Raw genomic sequence first — 21732 nt, 5'->3', positions numbered from 1 at the left:
ACGCACCGACGGTCGTCGTAACCATCAACGCTACCCCGGTAGAAAACACCGCGGCAGCGGGCGACGTGATCGCGACCAGCGCAGGATCGGATGCGGACGGAGATACCCTCGTTTACAGCCTCACCACCAATGTGGGTAACGTCTATGCGATCGATCCGGCAACCGGAGCGGTGAGCTTGACCCAAGCGGGAGCCGACCTGATCAACGGCGGCGGTAACTTGCCAAGCGTCAACGTGACGGTCACCGATCCTTCCAATGCGACCGGAACCGACAGTGAAGCCGTACCGGCAACCACAGCTGTTGCTGATATTCCTACTCTAAGCCCTATAGCTGGCATTAATGCACTAAATGAAGGTGCTACGGTTATTTCGACTGGGAATAGCGATATTGTTGTGACACAATACGATATGGGTGGTGGGGTAACTCAAGCTAATCTAGAATCTGAATTAGGTTTGGCAGCGGGTTCTTTGGATAATCGTTTTGATCCAACGGGTGCAAATGTAAATGACCCGGGATATGTTAATATTATTGACGGAAAAACAACGGAAGCTAGCTACGATATGAATTCGGGCATGACGGTAAGTTGGGATTACACATTCAAAAACGGAGAAAACCTGCAATCGGAAGTAGCAAACGGTTATAATGACCAGGTAATTCTTGTTGTAACAGATCCGAATGGGGTAAAATCCTATGTAATGGTTGATTCATCAGAAAATAAATTCCCTAATTTAACGATTAGTGATACCTATAGTTATACTGCAACAATGGATGGAAAATATACGTTTGATTGGTTAGTTCTCAATAGTGGTGATACCTATAAAGACTCTTCTTTATCCCTTTCGAATGCTAATTTTACTGTTGGTGGAATTGCGTATAGTGCACCAATTGCATTAACGGCGTTGGCTTTAGCTGCTTCTCTTAATGATACAGACGGATCAGAAACATTAAGTGTTACGATTTCCGGAATACCAAGCGGTGCAATTCTAACGAATGGAACACATAACGTTGATGGTAGTTGGACATTGACACCGGATCAGTTATCTAATTTATACATTTTGCCGCCGGATAATTATACAGGTACGATGAATCTTACTCTGACTGCTACTGCAACAGAAATAAGTAACGGCGATACGGCAAGTACAAGTGAAAATTTCAATATTACGGTGAGTGAAACAACATCAACTGTGACAACTGGTTCGGAAGCATCTCAAACGTTGAATGGAACGACTCAAAATGATTTAATTCGCGGATATGCCGGAGATGATACGATCAATGGCGGTAACGGTAATGACATGATCTTCGGTGGAGCTGGAAATGATACACTTGACGGTCAAGCGGGTAGTGATTCATTGTATGGAGGGGTCGGTAATGACACTATCGTGTACGATGCATTGGATATCGTCATCGATGGTGGTGCAGGTAGAGATACGTTGATTTTATTGAGTGGTACGAGTATCGACTTTAGTGCATTGGACAGTAGTAAGATTAGTAATATGGAAGTGATCAATCTAAGTCAAAATGGAAATCACACTCTAACAAATCTCTCTTATTCTGATGTTATTGATATGACAGACAGTAGCCATACACTAACAATTCTTGGTGACAGTGCAAACGATAAAGTGCAGTTAACACAGGCTGATGGTTGGTCTAATAGCGGGACAGTAACCGAATCCGGTCACACCTTTGATGTGTATACATCCAATGGCGTCAATGCCACGGATCCGACCGTAACGGTAAAAGTAGAAACTGTCATAACTGATACAGTTATTTAAAATTACGTTATTATAAGGGATGCAAAATATATTCACCCTTTTCTTCATTATGGCGGCAATTGCCGCCATTCTCCTCAGTTCACCAGAATTTTCTATTGCCAAAGTATTTTTAGATAAGATTGAAAAAGAGTATGGTGTATTCGCTAAGCGGCGGGCTTACGCATTGGTTTCCATGATGAACGACGTTAAGGATGCGGATGAAATGGAAAAAATGGAAAAAGTGAACGATTTTTTCAATCAAACCCCCTATGCATCGGATAAAGAGACATGGGGTGTAAGCGATTACTGGGCGACCCGATTGGAGTTTATCGGCAAGGATAAAGCCGATTGTGAAGACTTTGTTATTGCCAAATATTTTACCCTTAAAGAATTAGGGGTTCCCACTTCAAAACTCTATATGACTTATGCCAAATCGATCCGATATAAAAGTGCGCACATGGTACTTACCTACTATGCAACGCCAAAATCGGTACCTTTGGTACTGGATAATTACAACTACAAAATTCTTCCAGCATCGCAACGTGACGATTTGATTCCGATTTATAGTTTTAGAGGAGATGAACTTTTTAATGCTAAGCAAGCCCAAATCGGGAAGTTGGTTCCTGCCGCAACCCATCAAAAACGTCCGTGGGACGAACTTATTATCTCTCAACATAAGGAATAACGATGAGCTTATTTAAACAACTGGTGCTGATGCTCGGACTCTTTTTAGGAGTTATTTTGGTCTCGGTAATGATGCTAAATTTTAAAACAGCAACTGAATTTGTCCAAAATCAGCTCTATACCGATGCGAAAAATACAGCACATTCATTGGGGCTTTCGCTTTCGAAAGTTGCTGATCCTTCCGATACATCTACTATGGAAACGATGATCAACGCGATTTATGATAGCGGATATTATCAGCGTATTCGTTTGGTTGACATTGATGGTAAAGAGGTTTACAACCGCGAGAGTGATATGCGTGTTAGTAATGTACCTCAATGGTTTATCAAGATGGTTCCGATACATAATGCTATTGCAAAAAGTGATATTATGATAGGGTGGAACCGTTTCGGTACCCTTGAAGTGAGCGGTCATACAGGAAATGCGTATCGACAGCTTTACGATACAATGATCGATTTGGTAAAAACATTTTTAATGATAGGGACTGTTGTTTTTGTATTTCTCTATGTACTTCTTTCTCTTAGTCTCAAATCTCTTAAACGGATACGTGAGCAGGCCAAAGCGATTATTGACAATGAATTTATTATCGAGAAAAAGATCCCTTTTACCACCGAATTCCGTTCTGTTACAATCGCGATGAATGCAATGGTTGAAAAAGTAAAAGATATTTTTGATCGGGAAAATGAGACCTTACGCCGTTATCATGAACTTCTTTATAAAGATACGGAAACAGGTCTTTATAATCGCCGTTATCTCACTGCCAAACTTCCCGAGTATCTTCAATCAGATGTTTCATTATCTTCGGGAGTTTATCTCCTTGTGAGCATAGATGAGATTGACCGTTTCAAACGTGAGTGTGGATATGAACACTATAACCATCTTATCAATACATTAGCTGATGGACTAAATACAGGGTTGAGTCCCTTTCCATCGTCATTGATTGTACGCCTCAATGAGAGTGATTTTTTTGCAACTATTCCAGCTTCAGGAATTATATCTGTTCAGCTTTGTATTGAAAGTCTAATGGCACGGATGCGGACGCTCATAGAATCGATAGATAATCATCTTGTAGAATATTTAACAATTGGCTGTGGAGTAGGTATTTACAGTGAAAATGATACCCTTAAATCACTTTTATCGCGTGCGGATCATGCGGTAACACAAGCGAAACTGCAAGGGAATTTCACAGTCGATTTCAATCTAGAGGGAGATGAAACTTTAGTATTGGGTCGTGAAGAATGGCGTTCTGAATTGCTGAAAAGTTTGGATGAATCACGTATGCTTTTGGCATTTCAAAGTGTAGTAGAACAGCGTAGTGACCACTTGAACGTAATGCATGAAGAGATATTTTTACGTTTATTGGATCGTGACGGAGTTATCCATTCGGCGGGATATTTTATCCCTGTTGCTACGAGTTTGGGGCTTATCGATGTATTGGATCGCTATATGGTTGAAAAAGTGTTTAAACACATCAAAGAGCAAAATCCTGTTACTCCGTTGGCCTTGAATCTCAGCGGTGATTTTGTGAAAAAATACGTCAATATTCAGTGGTTACGAACTCAATTAGAGATATTTCATCGTCAAAGCAGTCTGATACTTTGGTTTGAAGTGAGTAATACGACGGCTTTGCATGAGCTCGAAGCGGTATCTGCGGTCAGTACCATGATAAAACAGTTCGGCTACCGTTTTGGAATTGACCATTTCACGATCCCCGAAGCAGGGGCATATTATCTTCAGGCAATTCGTCCTGATTATGTAAAAGCTAACGGTGCTTATTTGCAAGATATGATGTTTGATAAAGATACCGGTAAAAGCAGAGAGAGTTTTAATAATATTACCCGAAGCCTCGGTATTTCGATTATTGCGATTAACATCGAAGAAGCTCAGGATGTTGAACGCTTAAAAGCTCTCGGTATCGATTGCTTCCAAGGAACTTATATTGCTCCTGTCTCTTTATTACAATAACTCACCCCTTTTTACGGGTGAGAACAAACGCAAAAACAGCTATAACAGCCAATAAAATATAAATATTTCCCTGTTCAATCATACTTTTCTCCTAATAGTTTTTTCATAATTTCTATGTGGTAACTCTCTTGGTAATTGATAAACTCAAAAAATGCAGAGAGTTTTTCGTCTGTGATTGACGATGAGAGTTTACGACATTCTTCTTTGGCACTCTCCTCTTCGAGTATCCCGGAACGGAGAAATTTCCCCATATCGGTGATTTCATAGGTTCGTGGATGGAGTGTTCGAGGAAGTGCCAAAATGCCCATTTTTGCCATCATCTCTCCAAATGAGCGTAAATGAAAGTGTGATTCATCAATGAGATCTTGAAAATGGCTTACTTGGAGTGGAGTTGTGGCACGGATTTGTCGGTAAAAATAGACCATGATAAGTTCGTACTCTTTATACAGCTCTTCAAACAAAAAGAGGGTTAACGAATCGATTTCAGAAGCACTCAGCAGTGCATCCGGCCAATGACGGGAACGGTTAAATGCACTAAGCGGTTCATCCAATGAGAATTTGTTTAGATAAGCAGTTAGCGTAATAAGGATATACTCTTCATCATGGCGCATCCGCTCAGATAAGGGTGTTCCACTGTACAACAGATGAAGCGTTTTAATTTCATTGATCGTCGTCCGAAGAAGAGTAAAAAATGATTCACCCTCAATACTAAATTTTGAATCACGCTCATAGTCATATGCGGAATTGTTTTCATACAGTGACTGAGCAAGCCATTTGAGATGGCGAAATTCGATTTGGGAAAATTCGTAAAGACGATTTTTAACCCACGGATCCTTTACCGAAAAGGAGATAAAGGCCATACGCAGCCAAAGTTGGTGTTTGCGTCGAAAGAGTGTCGCATCAATCATTCTTCTACCTCACATTCCATATCGATTTCAATGGCATAAAGTTCTTCTGTTGAACCTTCGATGCAGTTGCGTTCATGAATTAAAGCCGCTTCAAACGCCGTAAGGACCATATCCGCACACGCTTGTTGTTTTGCGGGTCCAAATGATACTTTATCACGAAGTTTTATTGCCGCCTTTTGGGCATACTCAAGCGATTCTCCCTTAATCATTTCGGTAAACATTGATCCTAATACAACGGTATCCTGACAACCGTTGGTAGCATAACCGACTTCTTGAAGTATTTCGCCCTCTGTTTTGATATAAAACATGACAAATTCACCGCTTCGTTCACTGTGTCCAACCCCTATACCTGTGGGAGCTTTCAGCGGGCCATAGTTGCGCGGATGCATGAGATGCTCGATGATCTCTTGATTTAGATTATTTTCCATTTGATTATTATAACGCAGGTTTTCGTCATTCCCGCGAAAGCGGGAATCCAGCTAAAAAAAAGTTCATCTTAAGCACAAAAGATGGATCCCCGGATCAAGTCCGAGGATGACGACGTTGTGGTACAATCGCGTTATGAAAACAATTACCCCTGAACATCTTCGCTATTTACCCACTACCCGTGCCGAAATGGATGCACGCGGCTGGGATGAATGCGACATTATCCTCATCTCCGGTGATGCCTACATCGATTCTCCGTTTATCGGCGTAGCCGTTGTGGGACGGATATTGGAGCGAGAAGGGTACCGCGTCGGAATTATCGGACAGCCCGATATCACTATGGATGATGTGATGCGCTTGGGGGAGCCGAAACTTTTTTGGGGGGTGAGTGGCGGGAGCGTTGATTCGATGGTCTCCAACTATACTGCAACCAAAAAATTTCGCAACAGCGACGACTACACTCCGGGTGGTGTCAATAACGCACGACCTGACCGCGCGACGCTCGTATACACCAATCTTATCCGCAAACATTTCAAAAACACCGTCCCTATCGTACTGGGGGGAATTGAAGCGAGTTTGCGTCGCGTGAGCCATTATGACTACTGGACGAACAAACTCCGTAAGCCTATTTTATTCGATTCTAAAGCCGATTATCTCATTTATGGGATGGGGGAGGGGGCGATTGTCGCTCTTCCTAAAGCGTTAGCTTCCGGTGAATCCCCTCATAACATTCGAGGGGTGTGTTATATCGCCAAAGAGCCTCGTGAGGGGTATCTGACGTTGCCATCCCATGCAGAGTGTTTGGAAAACAAAGAGCGTTATATTGATCTCTTTGATATGTTTTACAACCATAACGATCCTATCTCTGCAAAGGGATTATGTCAGGAAGTGGATGGGCGTTACAGTATCCAAAATCCTCCCGCTGATTATCTGGATGAGAACGAGATGGACGCGGTTAGTGCGTTGCCTTTTACCCGTGAACTTCACCCTTATCATCGACCGAAGGGGACAGTAAAGTGTTTGGAAACAATCAAATTCTCTATCATGACCCATCAGGGGTGCTGGGGGGAGTGTAATTTTTGTGCGATCGGTGTTCATCAGGGGCGTACTATCCGCACCCGTAGTGAAGAGTCGATTGTAAAAGAGGCAACCCAGTTTACCGAGTACAAAGATTTCAAAGGGATCATCAGTGATGTAGGTGGTCCTACCGCCAACATGTATGGTTATGAGTGCAACAAAAAGCTCAAACACGGTACGTGCGATCATCAGAGGTGTGTCGATGATACCCATCTGTGCAAATCGATGAAAGTGGATCACACCCGTGTTATTAACCTCCTGCGCCGACTTCGGGAAGTGCGGGGGATTAAAAAAGCGTTTGTCGCTTCGGGGGTTCGCTACGATCTGATAAATGAGGATAAACGCCAAGGGTATGAGTATCTCAAAGAGATGGTGAAGCATCACATCTCAGGACAGATGAAAGTTGCCCCTGAGCATACCTCGGATCATGTTTTGCATCTGATGAACAAACCCGGCAAACAAACCCTCGTCGATTTTAAAAAGCTCTATGATAAATTGAATAAAGAAGAAGGTAAAAAGCAGTTCTTGACCTACTATCTTATCGCCGCCCATCCGGGATGCACCGAGAAAGATATGCACGATTTGAAGCGCTTTACGACCGATGAACTCAAGATGAATCCCGAACAGGCACAGGTCTTTACTCCGACTCCTGGAACCTATTCGGCGGTGATGTACTACACCGAGATGGATCCGCAAACGCGTAAAAAAATCTTTGTTGAAAAAGATACCGCGCGCAAAGAGAAACAAAAACAGATCGTTGTTGCCAAAGACTCTTTTAAAAGCGGTTTCGCGAGTTAAATAGTGAGCGTAAAAATAGTGGAACAATTTTTGCGCTCTTACCTCTCTTTTAGCTTTCATTACCTACAATAACCACTTCAAACTCAATACTACGGAACCTCTTTGCGAATCGATAAATTTTTAAATGCGGTCAATCTGACCAAACGCCGTGCCGTAGCTCAGGATATGATTGGCGAGGGTGTCGTCTACATCAACGATAAAGCGGTAAAACCCGCTAAAAACGTTGCGGTAGGGGACATTATCACTCTCGTGTATCTCGAAAAACAGATGCGTTATGAAGTGCTGGCGATCCCAACGATCAAATCGACCCCGAAATCACAGCAACATCTCTATGTCAAGGAACTCTCATGATCGCTACGAAATCCGATTTTGAAGCACTCTTTGAACATAGAATGGATGATAATGAGATGCGGGAGTTTTTACTCTCTCTTAGTCTCAATGAAGAGACCTCTTCGGAGATGATTGCAACGGCGGCAGAGGTGATGCGTACCCACTCGATCATCCTCGAAGTCCCTGCTGAACTCAAACCAAAACTCATCGATGTGGTCGGAACAGGGGGAGACAAGAGTGGGAGTTTTAATGTAAGCTCTACCGTCGCCCTCGTCCTCGCCGCATCGGGCGCATATGTCGCAAAACACGGTAATCGTTCTATTACTTCCAAATCGGGGAGTGCGGATGTGCTCGAATATTTGGGGGTGAAACTGGATCTGAGTTTAGAGCAGAGTTCGGCACTTCTCCAAGAGTGCGGATTTACCTTTTTATTCGCTCAATACCACCATCCGGCGATGAAGTTTATTATGCCGATACGCCGCTCGATCCCTGAAAAAACGATCTTTAATATCCTTGGACCGCTCACCAACCCTGTCGGACTCTCTAAAATCCTCTTGGGAGTATTTGATGAGGTATTCGTTCCTAAAATGGCGGAAGCGGCGCGAACGTTGGGGATGCACTCGGCGATTGTGGTGAGTTCGCGCGAAAAGATGGATGAAATCAGCATTAGCGACATCACCTATGCGGGACATTTGAAAAACGGTGTAATCGATTATTTCGAGATCGATCCGCAAATGGTTGGGATCAAAAAAGCTCCTTTTGAAGCGATTCTCGGAGGAGAAGCGGAACAAAATGCTCAGATTCTCACCAATATCTTGAATAACCGCGCTACCGATCCTCAACGGGATATGGTTTTGATTAATGCGGCTTACGCCCTTGTAGCAGAGGGGATGGCACGTGATGTTCAAGAGGGGCTTGAAATAGCCAAAGAGACCCTTCTAAGCGGGAAAGCGGCTAAAAAATTGGATCAAATCGTGTCGGTATCATCTAAACTATGAATAAGCTTACTTTAGAAGAGTTGCCGCAACTTTGTTCTGACATTACCGAATTACTTCCCAATGGGGGTGTTATTATTCTCCAAGGAGATTTGGCCAGTGGTAAAACGACCTTAACGCAGGCTTTTGCCCACTATCTTGGGATGAAAGATTCAGTCACTTCTCCGACTTTTTCTCTGCAACAGCGTTACGGCGAGAAGCTCTATCATTATGATCTCTATAACTACGGATTCGAGAAATTTTTAAGTCTGGGGATGATGGAAGAGTTGGAGAGGGATGGTTATCACTTGGTCGAGTGGGGCGATGGTGCTCTTATTGATTTAATTAAACGATGCGGAATCGATTGTCTTATTTTAAAAATTACCAAATGCGATGAGCAATCGCGATATTATGAGGTGCAGCGTGCATGAGTTAAAAGTCGATCATTTGGTCAAAACAATTAAAAATCATGAAATCGTTCGCGGTATCAGTATGGAACTGCGTACCGGAGAAGTAGTAGGGTTGCTCGGACCCAACGGCGCGGGTAAAACAACGACGTTTTATATGATTTGTGGATTGATCGAAGCGACAGGCGGTAAAGTTTATATCGACGGTGAAGATGTTTCCAACCTACCGCTTCATCAGCGTTCACGAATGGGGATTGGTTATCTCCCGCAAGAGGCTTCAATCTTTAAAGACCTTACGGTCGAGGAAAATCTTATTATTGCGGCTCAAGCAGGAAAACTGAGCAAAGAGATGGCGGATAAACGGATTGAAGAGCTATTAGAGATGTTTAACATTGAGCCGATCCGTAACCGTCGTGGGATCAATCTTAGCGGTGGAGAGCGTCGTCGAGCCGAAATTGCTCGTGCACTGGTAAATAAACCTCGTTTTTTACTTTTGGATGAACCGTTTGCCGGAGTAGACCCGATCGCAGTGATGGATATTCAAGGTGTAATTTCGCAGTTGGTGGAGTATGGAATCGGTGTGTTGATTACCGATCATAACGTTCGTGAGACGTTAGCGGTATGTGATCGGGCGTATGTTATTAAAAGCGGTGAGCTGCTGGCTTCGGGGACGAGTGATGAGATCGCCAATAATGCCGATGTTCGTCAACATTACCTCGGTGAATCGTTCAAGTTTTAGCGTCCATGTTACGGGTTAAAACAAGCGTCGAGCTAAAAAATAAGCTTTCCAATACCCTCCGTAACTGGTTGCCGATTTTGCAATCCAGCCTCAGCGACTTGGGTGAAGCGATGGCTCCGTTTGTTGAGGGAAATCCTCTCATCGATGTCAAATCGGGATACGAAGAGTCTTTTGAGTTAAGAATCCCGAAAAAAATCCAATACGGCTATGTCCAAAATTCGCACAGCGAGGCGATTGAAGCCCTAACCATTCAGCACAAAAGTTTGTATGAAGTACTTGAAGAACAGATGGATACTTCATTGTTTCCGACGCCGATATCGCGTGTAGTGGCGACTCATATTATCGAGAATCTGGATGAGGGGGGCTATTATGAGGGAGACTGTGATCTCTTTTGTGCCGAAAAAGGGATTACTCTCGATCAATTTGAAAAAATTCGTCTTCGATTCATCCATATGGAACCCGTTGGTATCGGTGCACGAAATGTCAGCGAGTCATTTTTATTTCAACTTGAATCCGCAGTAATCAGTGATGAAGGATATACCCTTGCACGAGAAATTATTACCCATTTAGAAGAACTCGGGCGTTACCGTAAAGAGTCTGCATTTGAGGAAGCGATGAGGATTATCGGAAGTTTCAAGAACCCTCCTGCAATCGACTATCTGGAAGATTCAATGCAGGTAATACCCGACCTAATGATTCATAACGATCCTGAAGAGGGGATTGAGGTACGGTTGAATGATCGTTACTATCCTGATATAACTATCGACGCGGCCTATGGGGTCGATCATCCGTTTGTCCGTGATAAGCTCAAAGAGGCAAAAAGCCTTATTGATGCATTGGAGATGCGTAAAGCGACATTGTATAAAGTAGGATTGATGATTGTCGAATATCAGTATGACTTTTTTACCGGAGGTGCCATCAAACCGCTGACGCTTAAAACATTAGCTGATGAATTCGGTCATAACCCTTCCACTATTTCCCGTGCAATTGCGAACAAATACATCGCGTGCGATCGCGGTATCTATCCGATGAAAGATTTCTTTACCACGGCTATCGATGAGGATGTTTCTAATGCTGCGATCAAAGAATATGTCGGAGAATTGGTCAAAAATGAATCCCATAAAAAACCGCTGAGCGATATGAAGCTTTTGGAAATGATCCAGGATAAATTTAAAATCACTATGGTTCGACGTACCATTGCCAAGTATCGCAAACAACTCAATATCGCCGGTTCAAGCGAGCGTAAGCAACTCTATCTTTTAGGTCGATAGTGAAAGAGATACAAGCGTATTTGGATGCTGAGGTAGAAGCTCGTAACTGTGTGGACGAATTGTGCGAAGAACGACCAGACCCTCTGATGATTGCGCGTAGAACAATGGATCAGCATCACGCCCTCACATGTGCTTTATTCGCCTATGGCAGTGCCAAGGCTATCGTTGCTCTTTTAGCTTCTTTTAACGATGATTTATATGATTTGGAAGAAACTTTTTTACGCAAAAGGCTGGAAGGCAAATATTATCGTTTCCAAAATACCGAAGATATTATTCAATGGTTTTGTACGTTACAAAAACTCAAAGCGGTTGGGGGGGCTGAAAAGGTCTTTATGCGAGGATACGGTGAAAATTCTCTATTAGAAGGGATAAATACCTTGATAGTAGCTCTTTATGAACTAAATCCGTACCGTTCCAGGGGATATGAATTTTTGATTGGCAAACCGATCGTAAGCATTGCCAAAGCTTCAGCGATGAAACGTTGGATGATGTATTTACGCTGGATGGTACGCCATGACAGTTTAGATATGGGATTATGGAGCGGCGTGAAAAAAAGTGATTTGATTATGCCTTTGGATACCCATACGTTTAATGTGTCTCATCGATTGGGGCTTTTAAATCGTAAACAGTGCGATATGAGAGCCGCACTCGAACTCACAGAGACGCTCAAGCGATTCGATCCCTCTGATCCCCTCAAATACGATTTTGCTCTTTATCGTATCGGGCAGGAAAAATTAGGTTAAAGGCTTAAAGCAGCAGGCTTACCGGTATAGTATCCTTGAGAATAGGTAATACCGATGGTTTTGACATGTTGAAATAACTCTTCGGAACTGACAAATTCAGCAATCGTTTTAATCCCGAGTTTAGAAGCAAAATCAGCGATTGATTCAAGGACTATTGCGTGTTTTGGATTGTTATTGATATTTTGTATCAGTGAACCGTCAATTTTAATGTAATCAATATCAAGGCGGAGAATATTTTCAAGACTGGAATAGCCTGTACCGTAATCATCAATAGCAATTTTGGCTCCCAATCTTTTCATACGATGGATAAAATGGATCACCGCATCAAAATTATCAATCCCCTCAGATTCTAATATTTCAAAGACAATACGATGTGCGGTATCAGTCTTTACTATCATCTCTTCGATAAAACGGACGGTATTGTGGTCCTCTATATCACGGATTGAGAGATTAACCGAGAATTCTTCATTTCTATCTTTAAACGTATTACAGGCATGCTCTATGACCGTGCGAGTAATTTGGGGATAAAGACGGGTTTTTTGTGCGGTTTTAAGAAAATCAAGTGGAGGAATAATATTGGCAGCTTCATCAATCATCCGGACCAGGGTCTCATACTTTTCGATTCGTCCGGTTTGGGTCGAGACAATAGGCTGGTAAAAACAGGTAATTCGTCCCGAATTGAGTGCTTTGTGAATGGTTGCCGTGAGCGCGATATTAGCTTGATATTGCTCTTCAACATGATTTTCACTGCTGTAGAATGCGATATGGTTACTCTTCTCTTTGGCTTGATGCAATGCGATATCGGCATGAGCGAGAGAAATTTCCGGTTCGGCATCAATTCCTATAGTGATACTAAGGGAGACGGTCTCTTCACCGACACTAAATGGGTGATCAATTAGACGGTTGAGCAGACGATGAGATAGTTCTATAAGTGCTTCTTGGGTCAATTCTTCGTCGATAAGGATGGCAAATTCATCCCCGCTCAGGCGGTACGGATTAAGATCAACTGTTTTAAGCCAATGCCCCATTTGCCGAAGGAGATCATCCCCGATCGAAAAGCCGAAAAAGTCGTTGATTTCTCGAAAATTATGGAGGTTGATAATAATTAAGGCATTGTAGGTATAGCGATCCATATCGTATTGGAGACGATGACGGTTCGGGAGTTCAGTGAGAGGATCTTCGAAACTTTGAGAGATCAGTTGTTTGGTCTTTTCTTCTACTTTGGTCTCGAGTATTTCATTTACTTCACGGAGTTCATCGGTGGCGGAACGGACTTTAGCTCGTAAAAATGTTGCAGTACCTTCCAATGTGTTGCGATAGATGAGCAAAAACGGTAATGCTCCTAAAAAAATAATGAGTGAAGTCGCGATTGCTTTAAAGGCCGCCGCGTTAGATAGTTTTTGAATAGAGCCTACTTCGATATCAGCACCGATGATGTAGCGATAGCCTGAAGGGGTGGTGTAAGGGATAAATAGACTGCGAAACTTCCCCCATTGATCCGATTTTTCTTTCATATCCCAGACAATCTGATTGGTTTTAAGGGCTTTGATCATATCGGAATTGGCCGGATAGATATCAAAAAATCGGGTTAAATTTTGACCGCTGACGAGTTCGTGATTTCGGGCACTGCTGGAGGTAAATCGAAGTTTTCCGGTATTATCTAAAACCAATGAATAAATATACTCAACCCCCTGGGCATGGGCTAAAGCGGTGAGAGCTTTGATGGTATCCGCATCTTCAACGGCAGAGGGAGATGTTGTTAGTACTCTATCGTGGTAATGATCCCCGATGACAACATTCGCTGATATAACAGCTTTTTCAAGAGTAGAATTTATATTTTGGTTAATCAGTTTTTGCTCATGATCAAAATGATAATAACCTAATGCGATCAAGGTTGCAATAAAAAAGAAAAATGCGAAAAAAAACTTTTTAGCATCAAGTTGCATTTAAACTCCTACTTCATAACAAAGAAGTGTATCATATTTAAATCAAAAAAAATAATAGGGCACATATTAAATTTTTTTTTTACGCAGTATGTAAATGTGGTACAATCTCATCCTAAAATTAAGCAATATAAGAAGTTTGCACGGTAATGAAAAAAATATTAATCATCAGTGACGGAGCTATCGGTCACCATTATATTGAACGCGTTATCGGTACTTATACCAGTGAAAATCTTTATTACATTGTCCAAACACAAGAGAATGATTTTCAAGGATTTAATCCTGCACGATTCAAGTTTTTTCAATTTGATACGACCAGTTTCTATAAAATTTCTAATCTTTTAAAAATGGATTTCTGGCAAGTTGTTTTGGTGATGGAAAACATAAACGATTTGGAACATACGATTAAAAATATCCGAACGTATAAACCCTCTATTCGAATTATTGCATTGGATCTGTGGAATGCAACCAGTCCCGATGATGATATTGAGTGGGTTAATATGCAAGAACTCATTGCCGCAAACTTGATCGATTATCTCCCAAATATCCCCGTTTTGGCCAAAAATATCGGTTTAGGCTCCGGGGAAATTATGGAAGTCCTGGTTCCCTTCGGGAGTTCGTTTGTCTATCGTCATATCGGTTCGATTGAACAAAAAAATTGGAAAATCGCCGCTATTTATCGTAATAGACAGTTAATCATTCCCAGTGACAATAAAATGATTCAGCCGAACGATACGTTGGTATTAGTTGGAGATCCTACGGTGCTACGATCGATTTATCGAGCGATTAAGCGTGAGCTTGGGCAGTTTCCGGCTCCTTTTGGATCTAAACTTTATCTTTATATTGATATGAGTATTGAAAAAGCATCTTCGATTATGGCGTTGGTTCGACGCAGTGTCTACATCCAAAAAAAGCTCCGTCAGCCTCTTATTATTAAGGTAATCAATCCGGGCGATATTGATGTTTTACGGATGATTAAAGCCTCCGTTCAGGGTAATGTAACGATTGAAATATGTTATGACGGAAAGCCGGATGAGGGGATGATTCTTAGCGATATTAAAAAATACCATATTGGTCTGTTTTTGGTTTCTCATAGAGCTTTCGGATCACTTTCCATCCGTAAAAAACTCTTTGCCGGAAATGTGCCGGTACTGAAACTCGCTGAACGTTCTTTCTCATCGTTGAGTGAAAGTGTCGTTATTTTGAGTGATGAAGGACATATTGAAAACATTTCAACAACCATTTTTGACGTTTCTTCGCAGTTTGGATTTAATTTGGAATTGATAGATTATACGAATGAAGAAGGCGCCCATAAGAGTGAAGTAATAGAGCATTTTAATAACCTTTCGGCAATTTTTTCAAAATCAATTCACGTATCGAAACAAGAGACAAATCCTATTCGGGAATTGCGTGATCGAGAAAATTTTCTCCATGTTTTGCCGTTCACCTCCAAAATGTTTATGAACCCTGTCAGTGCCTTTTTTTCGACTGATCCCGAGGTCCTTTATCGAAAATTAGGCCGCTACCATCAGCTTTTTATTCCTACACAAATTTAAAGCTTACAGAGGCTTTTAAGTCACATTTTTGTATCATTTAGCCATTACGTATAACTTTATTCAGCAGGTTTTTTCATGATGCTCTCTATCAATCTCAAACGTGTAATTGACGATTCATATTCTATATATATTGGCTCTTTGCCAACTATATCCCATGAGGGGAAGGTCGCTATCCTCACCAATCCTAAAGTTGCAGGTCTGCATCTGCAAACACTCCTTTCACGGTTACAGGCAAAAGAGATTTATATTATTACGATTCCCGATGGTGAACAGTACAAAACGCTTGAGACAATTGAGTTTATTTTAGACCGTATGTTCGATCACCGACTCAACCGTAAATCGCTTCTGATTGCATTCGGCGGCGGTGTTATCGGAGATATGGGCGGTTTTGCATCGAGTTTGTACAATCGCGGAATCGATTTTATCCAAGTCCCTACGACACTTCTTTCTCAAGTGGATGCGAGTGTCGGAGGGAAAACCGGAGTAAATAATCGATTTGGTAAAAACCTGATCGGTGCGTTCCATCAACCGCGTGCCGTCTATATTGATCCGAGTTTCTTAACTACTCTTCCTGCACGTGAATTCGGAGCGGGTGTTGCGGAGATCGTCAAAATGGCGGTAACCTTCAATGCATCGTTTTTCGAGTGGCTGGAGAAGAACGATTTGCGTGAAGGGGATAATCTTCAATATGCTATTACCAAAGCAGTCGAGACCAAAGCTGGTGTTGTTGAAGAGGATGAAAAAGAACAAGGCCTTCGTGCCGCACTCAATTACGGGCATACCTTTGGTCATGTGATTGAAAACGAAACAAAATACGAAACGTATTTACACGGTGAGAGCGTTGCAATCGGTATGGTAATGGCCAATGATCTAGCCTGTGAAGCAGGACTGATGAGTCAAAATGAAGCGACACGAGTAAAAGAGCTTCTTATGAAATACGGCTTGCCGCTTTCGTATGACATTGCAGATGTCGAAAAATTTTATCAAGCCTTTTTCTTGGACAAAAAAAGTGCGGACACTGTTATCACGTTCATCCTCCCGTGTGGAATCGGCGATGTTGAGATTACGGATGCTGTTAAACCTGAAATAGTAAAAAAAGTTCTTTCAACTTATCATCGTGTGAACCAGAACGCATGAAATTAGCATTATCCTTCCTGCTCATATTTTTTACCTTTACGACAGCGTTACATGCTGTGACAAAACAAGAACAATTGAAACAAAAAGAGGAAAAAGCACTCCAGGCTGAGCTCGACGCTTCGGCAAAAAAGGCTGAGTTACAAAATACGCAGGACGAACTTAAAAAAATCCAGAAAGAACTTGCACGTGACAGCAGTATCTGGATAAAAAGCTACAACTCGTATATGGCGTATCAAGAGACACGTAAAAGTCTTCGCGACGTTAAATTTCGCATTGAACAGCTTCAAGACCGTGCCCCGAGTGTCGAGCGCAAATTAGAGACGGAAGCGCTTCAGGCTAAACAAAAGATTTTAACCGATCAGGTGGAACTTCTCAAAGCACAGGGAACATCACCTTTCGTCTCCTTGCTTAAACCTGATGAAGCAGGTACACTCCCCTCGATTACAAACCCTTTTCAAATTGTTACCGGCCTTTCGTATATCAAACGGCTGAACAGTCAGTACCATGATTATGTCTTACGCGAAGAGGAACTGCAAGAGCTTATTTCCCTTTTAGAACGCCAAGTTGCTTTGTACAAAGATATGATCCGTCTGAACACAGCCGGGGATTACGAAGTGGAGTTGGAAGCAACGCTGCTTCAGGTAGAGAAATTCAAACTTGCTCTTGATACGTTGATTTCCACCGCCGATGTGTACGAAAAACGGATTGAATCAACCGAAGCAAAAATCAACAAAGAGATCAAAGACCAAATCTACAAACTGCTCAATATCGGATTGATCATCCTTATCTTGTTTGTACTATCGTTTTTACTCAAACGGGTTATCAAACGCTATATCGTTGATAATGAACGGTTTTATACGGCGAATAAGATACTGACCTTTGTCAATGTTACTCTCATCGTCTTAATTTTGATGTTCAGTTACATTGAAAACGTTGGTTATTTGGCTACAGTACTCGGATTTGCTTCTGCAGGTCTTGCTATCGCGATGCGCGACTGGTTTATGTCCATTTTAGGATGGCTGGTTATTGTCGTCGGCGGAACGATACATGTCGGTGATCGTGTCCGTTTCGAGAAAGACGGAATGATTTATTTGGGGGATGTATTAGACGTCTCATTGCAGCGTATTACTCTCATGGAAGATGTTACGTTCACGACGCTTGAAACGAATCGCCGTGCAGGTAGGATTATTTTTGTTCCGAACAACTACATTTTTACCTCGATGATTGCCAACTATACCCACGGTTCGCTCAAGACGGTGTGGGACGGGATCGACATCATCATTACCTTTGATTCCAACCACAAAAAAGCGGCACATCTTGTCAAAGAGATCTGCCGAAAATACTCCAAAGGCTACACCGATATTACCCGTAAGCAGATCAATAAACTTCGCGATCGCTACAGTCTTAAGAACAGCAATGTTGAACCTCGGGTATTCACCTTTATCGAGCCAAACGGAATGAAAGTGAGTGCATGGTATCTAACCAATGCCTATGCGACATTAACGCTTCGAAGTACTATTTCGGGGGAAATTATTGATGCCTTTAATGCCGAGTCGGATATTACCATCGCTTATCCGACACAAATGATTTATACCTCGCAAGCTTCCCCTAAATCTCCTATGCCGATTGAAGAATAATGAAACAAAAAGTCTATTTTAAAACCTTTGGTTGTCGAACCAATCTGTTTGATTCGCAAGTAATGATGAGTGCTTTGAGTGATTATGAAGTGACAGAAGATGAAACTCAGGCCGATATCGTTGTCGTTAACTCCTGTACCGTGACCAATGGAGCCGATGTCAGTGTACGCGGCTACATTAACCAAATCGAGAAGCAGGGTAAAAAACTCTTTTTGACCGGGTGCGGCGCTCATACCAAAGGGGAGAGTCTTTTTAATACCGGAAAAGTGCAGGGGGTTTTCGGACCATCCGAAAAGATGAAAATCAATACACTCCTTTCACAAGAGAGCCGGTTTTATGAGATAGGGGATTTGAACTACATCGATGATGCGATTGTTGATGAATTTGTCGGAAAATCACGGGCGTTTATCAAAATCCAAGAGGGGTGTAACTTCCGATGCAGTTACTGCATTATTCCCTTTGTGCGTGGTGATGCCCGAAGCATGGATGAAGCTAAAATACTTGAGCAAGTATCACGACTTGCCTCCAACGGATTCGGTGAGTTCGTCCTGACCGGAACCAATGTCGGCAGTTACGGACAGGGTGAGGGACGTAATATTGCAGAACTCATGAAAAAAATGTCATTGATCCGAGGGGTTCGACGAATACGGGTCGGATCATTGGAACCGATACAAATCAATGAGTCGTTTCGGGAGATTCTGGATGAGCCGTGGTTGGAACGTCATTTACACATTGCAATTCAACACAGCTCGGATGCAATGCTTCGCATTATGAACCGTCGTAACCGATTTGCCAACGATGTAGAATTATTCGGTATACTCAATGCTAAAGGCTTTGCCCTCGGAACTGATTTTATTGTCGGTCATCCCGGAGAGAGTGATACGATTTGGGAAGAAGCGATGAAAAATGTTAGAGAACTTCATCTTACCCATATTCACCCATTCACCTATTCCAAGCGTGATGGAACCCCGAGTGCAACCATGAAACCTGAAGTAAACGGAACGGTTTCGGCCAAAAGAATGAGCGAGCTAACGGGCATTATCGAAACGAATAATCGTGCTTTTCGTGATAAGATGAGTTCTGTACCTTTGGAAGTATTGGTTGAGTCGAGTGAAGCGGGCAGAAATGTCGGATATGATCAATTTTACAACAAAGTCATAATTAAAAGCAGTGAAGATCTCAGCGGTGACTGGATCACACTGGATACATATGAGGTAGACGATGAATGTAACATGGCCAAATTTTAATCGTAATCAACTTATTCTCGCGGCATCCGGCGGGATTGTTATCGTCCTGCTTCTTTTTGCATTATTGCGTGATAGCGCAGATGTAGTCACCCTTGATCAAGCTAGCAAACTAATTGAAAATAACCAAATCGAAAAAGCGTTTAGTGAGGGAGAATATACCTATTTTGCAACAAAAGATAATGGGGTCGTAAAAATTGCTTCATCGCAGTTGCCCCGTGAGCTGACATCTCATCTCATCATTGAACCCAAAGGGGGGAGCGGATGGGGTTGGTTTTTCGCCTTTTTCGTTCTAATCGGTGGAGCAGGGTATTGGGCTTGGAAAAGCAAACTCGGATTTGAGGATGATGTACCGACAGAGACGACCGTTGTAAAAGCGGTATCTGAGCCTGAAGCGACATCTTCCAATGTCACTCCGGTTAAATCAACCGTACGATTCAGCGATATCGGAGGTATAGGCGATGTTAAAGAGGAACTCGAAGAAATTATCGACTTTTTACGCAATCCGAAACGCTATTACAGTTTCGGTGCACGTATGCCGCGTGGAGTTTTACTTGTAGGACCTCCTGGCGTGGGTAAAACGATGATCGCCAAAGCGGTTGCTGCCGAAGCGGATGTGCCGTTTTTCTATCAAAGCGGTGCCTCATTTGTACAGATTTATGTTGGTATGGGAGCTAAACGGGTGAGTGAGCTTTTTAACGCCGCCAAGAAAAATGCTCCATCCATCATTTTTATCGATGAAATCGATGCTGTCGGTAAAAAGCGGGGCGGTGATCGTAACGACGAACGCGAAGGGACACTCAATCAACTCCTTACCGAGATGGACGGGTTTGAAGATACGAGCGGGATTGTCGTAATCGCAGCAACCAATAACATCGATGTTATGGATGCCGCGTTGCTCCGCGCCGGACGGTTTGATCGCCGTATTTTTGTAGAACTTCCCACCGCATCAGAGCGTGAAGCGATTTTGAACAAATATCTCCGTACGATCCCTCATGAACTCTCTATTAGTGATGTTGCGAAAATGACCGTCGGATTTAACGGGGCTTCACTTGCGGCATTGGTGAATGAAGCGGCATTGTTGTGTATGCGACAAAACGAGATTCAGGTGAAGCAGGAACACTTTTTAGCGGTGAAAGACAAAGTGATGTTCGGGAAAAAGAAAATCGCAATGCTGAGTGATGAACAACGACGCTATCAAGTCCGTTATCAGGCCGGAAAAGTTTTTGCCGCGACATGGTTTGATCTTCCATACGAGAAAATTACGCTCACTAATGATGCGATCACCCCTCCTACCGCTGAGCCGCAGTTGCGTCATGAGATCGAGGCACATGTACGAGTACATCTTGCAGGGATTGCAGCATCGCATTTACGCTTTGGGGAACATGCGAGTAATGCTTCTCACGACCTTGGTGTGGCAAAAGAATTGATACATGCGATGGTATATGACTACGGGATGGGAAGTACTATCCAACCTACTCATGAGGATGAAGCAAATCTTACTGAGCGTCTTTATAATGAGATGAGTGCTTTGTTAGAGCGGCATGAAAAAGTAGTTTCAAAATTTGAAACAATTTTAGATGAGTATGAGCATATATCCAAAGCTCTTGCGAAAGCAACGATGAATGAGATTTTATAGCGGATTTGCCCTCACAAATGATCAGAGTTTTTTCGAAAACTATCTGAAACACAGTGAGTATACGGTAGCCGGATTCAGCTATGGAGCAATTAAGGCCGCGCAGTATGCAGCAGAAGCTTACGAGCGGATCGATACGCTACAACTTTTTTCTCCCGCTTTTTTCCAAACCAAAAAAGAGTCGTTCAAACGGCTTCAGATGGGGGGATACCTCAAAGATCCCGAACACTATCTGGAAAATTTTGTAACCAGATGTTTTGCACCGTATCCTATAGCGCCGATGAACTTGGGTGATAATGATGCCGAATCGTTGAGAGAGCTGCTCTATTTTGAGTGGACTCACGATCTGATGGATAGGATATGTGCCAAAGGGACAGCAATAGAAGTTTATTTGGGAGTTAATGATGAGGTGATCGATGTTTCAGGGGCACGGGACTTTTTCCTTCCGTATGCCACGGTTACCTCGATTAAAAGAGCCAACCATTTTTTACAGGAGGGGCTGTGAA

At 42.6% G+C, this 21732-nt stretch carries 18 protein-coding genes and 1 pseudogene; 16 read left to right on the top strand and 3 right to left on the bottom strand.

All coding sequences use genetic code 11. The annotated features are described in order from the left end of the window. The 3 genes and pseudogenes from PHI47_RS09760 to PHI47_RS09750 all read left to right on the top strand — a co-directional run. Positions 1-1772 (top strand): annotated as a pseudogene (locus tag PHI47_RS09760) (hypothetical protein); the annotation flags it as partial. Between the two features lie 19 nt (positions 1773-1791). After that, entirely contained in the window at positions 1792-2436 is a 645-nt protein-coding gene (locus tag PHI47_RS09755) for a transglutaminase-like cysteine peptidase (protein WP_299932654.1), read from the top strand. Between the two features lie 2 nt (positions 2437-2438). After that, a complete protein-coding gene (locus PHI47_RS09750; protein ID WP_299932657.1) occupies positions 2439-4400 on the top strand; it encodes a LapD/MoxY N-terminal periplasmic domain-containing protein in 1962 nt (653 codons plus the stop codon). Positions 4401-4474: 74 nt separating this feature from the next. Here PHI47_RS09750 and PHI47_RS09745 read toward each other — a convergent pair whose 3' ends face one another. Both PHI47_RS09745 and PHI47_RS09740 read right to left on the bottom strand, forming a co-directional pair. Then, entirely contained in the window at positions 4475-5308 is an 834-nt protein-coding gene (locus PHI47_RS09745; protein ID WP_299932662.1) for an iron-binding protein, read from the bottom strand. After that, complete coding sequence (locus tag PHI47_RS09740; protein ID WP_299932665.1) at positions 5305-5736, bottom strand: iron-sulfur cluster assembly scaffold protein; 432 nt, start codon at positions 5734-5736, stop codon at positions 5305-5307. Before PHI47_RS09740 ends, PHI47_RS09745 begins: the two co-directional genes overlap by 4 nt. 133 nt (positions 5737-5869) lie before the next feature. On the opposite strand from PHI47_RS09740, the gene PHI47_RS09735 reads away from it, so the two are divergent. From PHI47_RS09735 to PHI47_RS09705, 7 genes are all read left to right on the top strand, one after another. Next, entirely contained in the window at positions 5870-7609 is a 1740-nt protein-coding gene (locus PHI47_RS09735) for a YgiQ family radical SAM protein (protein ID WP_299932668.1), read from the top strand. A 102-nt stretch (positions 7610-7711) separates the two neighbouring features. Next, positions 7712-7960: an RNA-binding S4 domain-containing protein gene (locus tag PHI47_RS09730; protein WP_295042070.1), complete on the top strand. Its 249-nt coding sequence runs from the start codon at positions 7712-7714 to the stop codon at positions 7958-7960. Continuing rightward, positions 7957-8937, top strand: coding sequence for an anthranilate phosphoribosyltransferase (trpD, locus tag PHI47_RS09725; RefSeq protein ID WP_299932674.1), 981 nt, complete (start codon positions 7957-7959; stop codon positions 8935-8937). Before PHI47_RS09730 ends, trpD begins: the two co-directional genes overlap by 4 nt. Beyond that, positions 8934-9344, top strand: coding sequence for a tRNA (adenosine(37)-N6)-threonylcarbamoyltransferase complex ATPase subunit type 1 TsaE (tsaE, locus tag PHI47_RS09720; protein WP_299932677.1), 411 nt, complete (start codon positions 8934-8936; stop codon positions 9342-9344). The genes trpD and tsaE overlap by 4 nt, the downstream gene beginning before the upstream one ends. Further along, the gene (gene lptB / locus PHI47_RS09715; RefSeq protein WP_299932680.1) at positions 9337-10059 is read left to right on the top strand and encodes an LPS export ABC transporter ATP-binding protein; all 723 of its coding nucleotides are present in this window, start codon (positions 9337-9339) and stop codon (positions 10057-10059) included. The genes tsaE and lptB overlap by 8 nt, the downstream gene beginning before the upstream one ends. Before the next feature lie 5 nt (positions 10060-10064). Beyond that, positions 10065-11330, top strand: a complete 1266-nt coding sequence (locus PHI47_RS09710) for an RNA polymerase factor sigma-54 (RefSeq protein WP_299932683.1) — start codon at positions 10065-10067, stop codon at positions 11328-11330. Further along, positions 11330-12073 (top strand): TIGR02757 family protein, encoded by a 744-nt coding sequence (locus PHI47_RS09705; protein WP_299932685.1) that lies wholly within the window; start codon positions 11330-11332, stop codon positions 12071-12073. The genes PHI47_RS09710 and PHI47_RS09705 overlap by 1 nt, the downstream gene beginning before the upstream one ends. On the opposite strand, the gene PHI47_RS09700 is transcribed toward PHI47_RS09705, so the two are convergent. Continuing rightward, complete coding sequence (locus PHI47_RS09700) at positions 12070-14019, bottom strand: bifunctional diguanylate cyclase/phosphodiesterase (RefSeq protein WP_299932688.1); 1950 nt, start codon at positions 14017-14019, stop codon at positions 12070-12072. The genes PHI47_RS09705 and PHI47_RS09700 overlap by 4 nt on opposite strands. 146 nt (positions 14020-14165) lie before the next feature. On the opposite strand from PHI47_RS09700, the gene PHI47_RS09695 reads away from it, so the two are divergent. From PHI47_RS09695 to bioV, 6 genes are all read left to right on the top strand, one after another. Then, a complete protein-coding gene (locus tag PHI47_RS09695; RefSeq protein WP_299932692.1) occupies positions 14166-15572 on the top strand; it encodes a TrkA C-terminal domain-containing protein in 1407 nt (468 codons plus the stop codon). A gap of 75 nt (positions 15573-15647) precedes the next feature. After that, positions 15648-16709 carry a 3-dehydroquinate synthase gene (gene aroB / locus PHI47_RS09690; RefSeq protein WP_299932695.1) on the top strand — a complete coding sequence of 354 codons (1062 nt, stop codon included), beginning with the start codon at positions 15648-15650 and terminating at the stop codon, positions 16707-16709. Further along, positions 16706-18346, top strand: coding sequence for a mechanosensitive ion channel domain-containing protein (locus tag PHI47_RS09685; protein ID WP_299932698.1), 1641 nt, complete (start codon positions 16706-16708; stop codon positions 18344-18346). Before aroB ends, PHI47_RS09685 begins: the two co-directional genes overlap by 4 nt. Next, entirely contained in the window at positions 18346-19593 is a 1248-nt protein-coding gene (mtaB, locus tag PHI47_RS09680; protein WP_299932701.1) for a tRNA (N(6)-L-threonylcarbamoyladenosine(37)-C(2))-methylthiotransferase MtaB, read from the top strand. The genes PHI47_RS09685 and mtaB overlap by 1 nt, the downstream gene beginning before the upstream one ends. Continuing rightward, the gene (locus PHI47_RS09675; RefSeq protein ID WP_299932704.1) at positions 19568-21229 is read left to right on the top strand and encodes an AAA family ATPase; all 1662 of its coding nucleotides are present in this window, start codon (positions 19568-19570) and stop codon (positions 21227-21229) included. The genes mtaB and PHI47_RS09675 overlap by 26 nt, the downstream gene beginning before the upstream one ends. After that, positions 21216-21731 carry a pimelyl-ACP methyl ester esterase BioV gene (gene bioV / locus PHI47_RS09670; protein ID WP_299932707.1) on the top strand — a complete coding sequence of 172 codons (516 nt, stop codon included), beginning with the start codon at positions 21216-21218 and terminating at the stop codon, positions 21729-21731. The genes PHI47_RS09675 and bioV overlap by 14 nt, the downstream gene beginning before the upstream one ends. Position 21732: the final 1 nt, after the last annotated feature.

The sequence above is a fragment of the Sulfuricurvum sp. genome (assembly GCF_028713855.1).
Classification (GTDB): Bacteria; Campylobacterota; Campylobacteria; order Campylobacterales; family Sulfurimonadaceae; genus Sulfuricurvum.
Note: the sequence above shows the minus strand (reverse complement) of the source record. Positions and strands in the feature narration are given on the sequence as shown.

What these genes read in the sequence shown, in the direction of transcription:
- PHI47_RS09685 (WP_299932698.1), top strand. Translation starts at nt 16,706, where the DNA reads ATGAAATTAGCATTATCCTTCCTGCTCATATTTTTTACCTTTACGACA.
- PHI47_RS09740 (WP_299932665.1), bottom strand. Translation starts at nt 5,736, where the DNA reads ATGGAAAATAATCTAAATCAAGAGATCATCGAGCATCTCATGCATCCG.
- PHI47_RS09735 (WP_299932668.1), top strand. Translation starts at nt 5,870, where the DNA reads ATGAAAACAATTACCCCTGAACATCTTCGCTATTTACCCACTACCCGT.
- aroB (WP_299932695.1), top strand. Translation starts at nt 15,648, where the DNA reads ATGATGCTCTCTATCAATCTCAAACGTGTAATTGACGATTCATATTCT.
- PHI47_RS09675 (WP_299932704.1), top strand. Translation starts at nt 19,568, where the DNA reads ATGAATGTAACATGGCCAAATTTTAATCGTAATCAACTTATTCTCGCG.
- mtaB (WP_299932701.1), top strand. Translation starts at nt 18,346, where the DNA reads ATGAAACAAAAAGTCTATTTTAAAACCTTTGGTTGTCGAACCAATCTG.
- PHI47_RS09755 (WP_299932654.1), top strand. Translation starts at nt 1,792, where the DNA reads ATGCAAAATATATTCACCCTTTTCTTCATTATGGCGGCAATTGCCGCC.
- PHI47_RS09710 (WP_299932683.1), top strand. Translation starts at nt 10,065, where the DNA reads ATGTTACGGGTTAAAACAAGCGTCGAGCTAAAAAATAAGCTTTCCAAT.
- tsaE (WP_299932677.1), top strand. Translation starts at nt 8,934, where the DNA reads ATGAATAAGCTTACTTTAGAAGAGTTGCCGCAACTTTGTTCTGACATT.
- PHI47_RS09700 (WP_299932688.1), bottom strand. Translation starts at nt 14,019, where the DNA reads ATGCAACTTGATGCTAAAAAGTTTTTTTTCGCATTTTTCTTTTTTATT.
- PHI47_RS09745 (WP_299932662.1), bottom strand. Translation starts at nt 5,308, where the DNA reads ATGATTGATGCGACACTCTTTCGACGCAAACACCAACTTTGGCTGCGT.
- PHI47_RS09750 (WP_299932657.1), top strand. Translation starts at nt 2,439, where the DNA reads ATGAGCTTATTTAAACAACTGGTGCTGATGCTCGGACTCTTTTTAGGA.
- trpD (WP_299932674.1), top strand. Translation starts at nt 7,957, where the DNA reads ATGATCGCTACGAAATCCGATTTTGAAGCACTCTTTGAACATAGAATG.
- PHI47_RS09695 (WP_299932692.1), top strand. Translation starts at nt 14,166, where the DNA reads ATGAAAAAAATATTAATCATCAGTGACGGAGCTATCGGTCACCATTAT.
- bioV (WP_299932707.1), top strand. Translation starts at nt 21,216, where the DNA reads ATGAGATTTTATAGCGGATTTGCCCTCACAAATGATCAGAGTTTTTTC.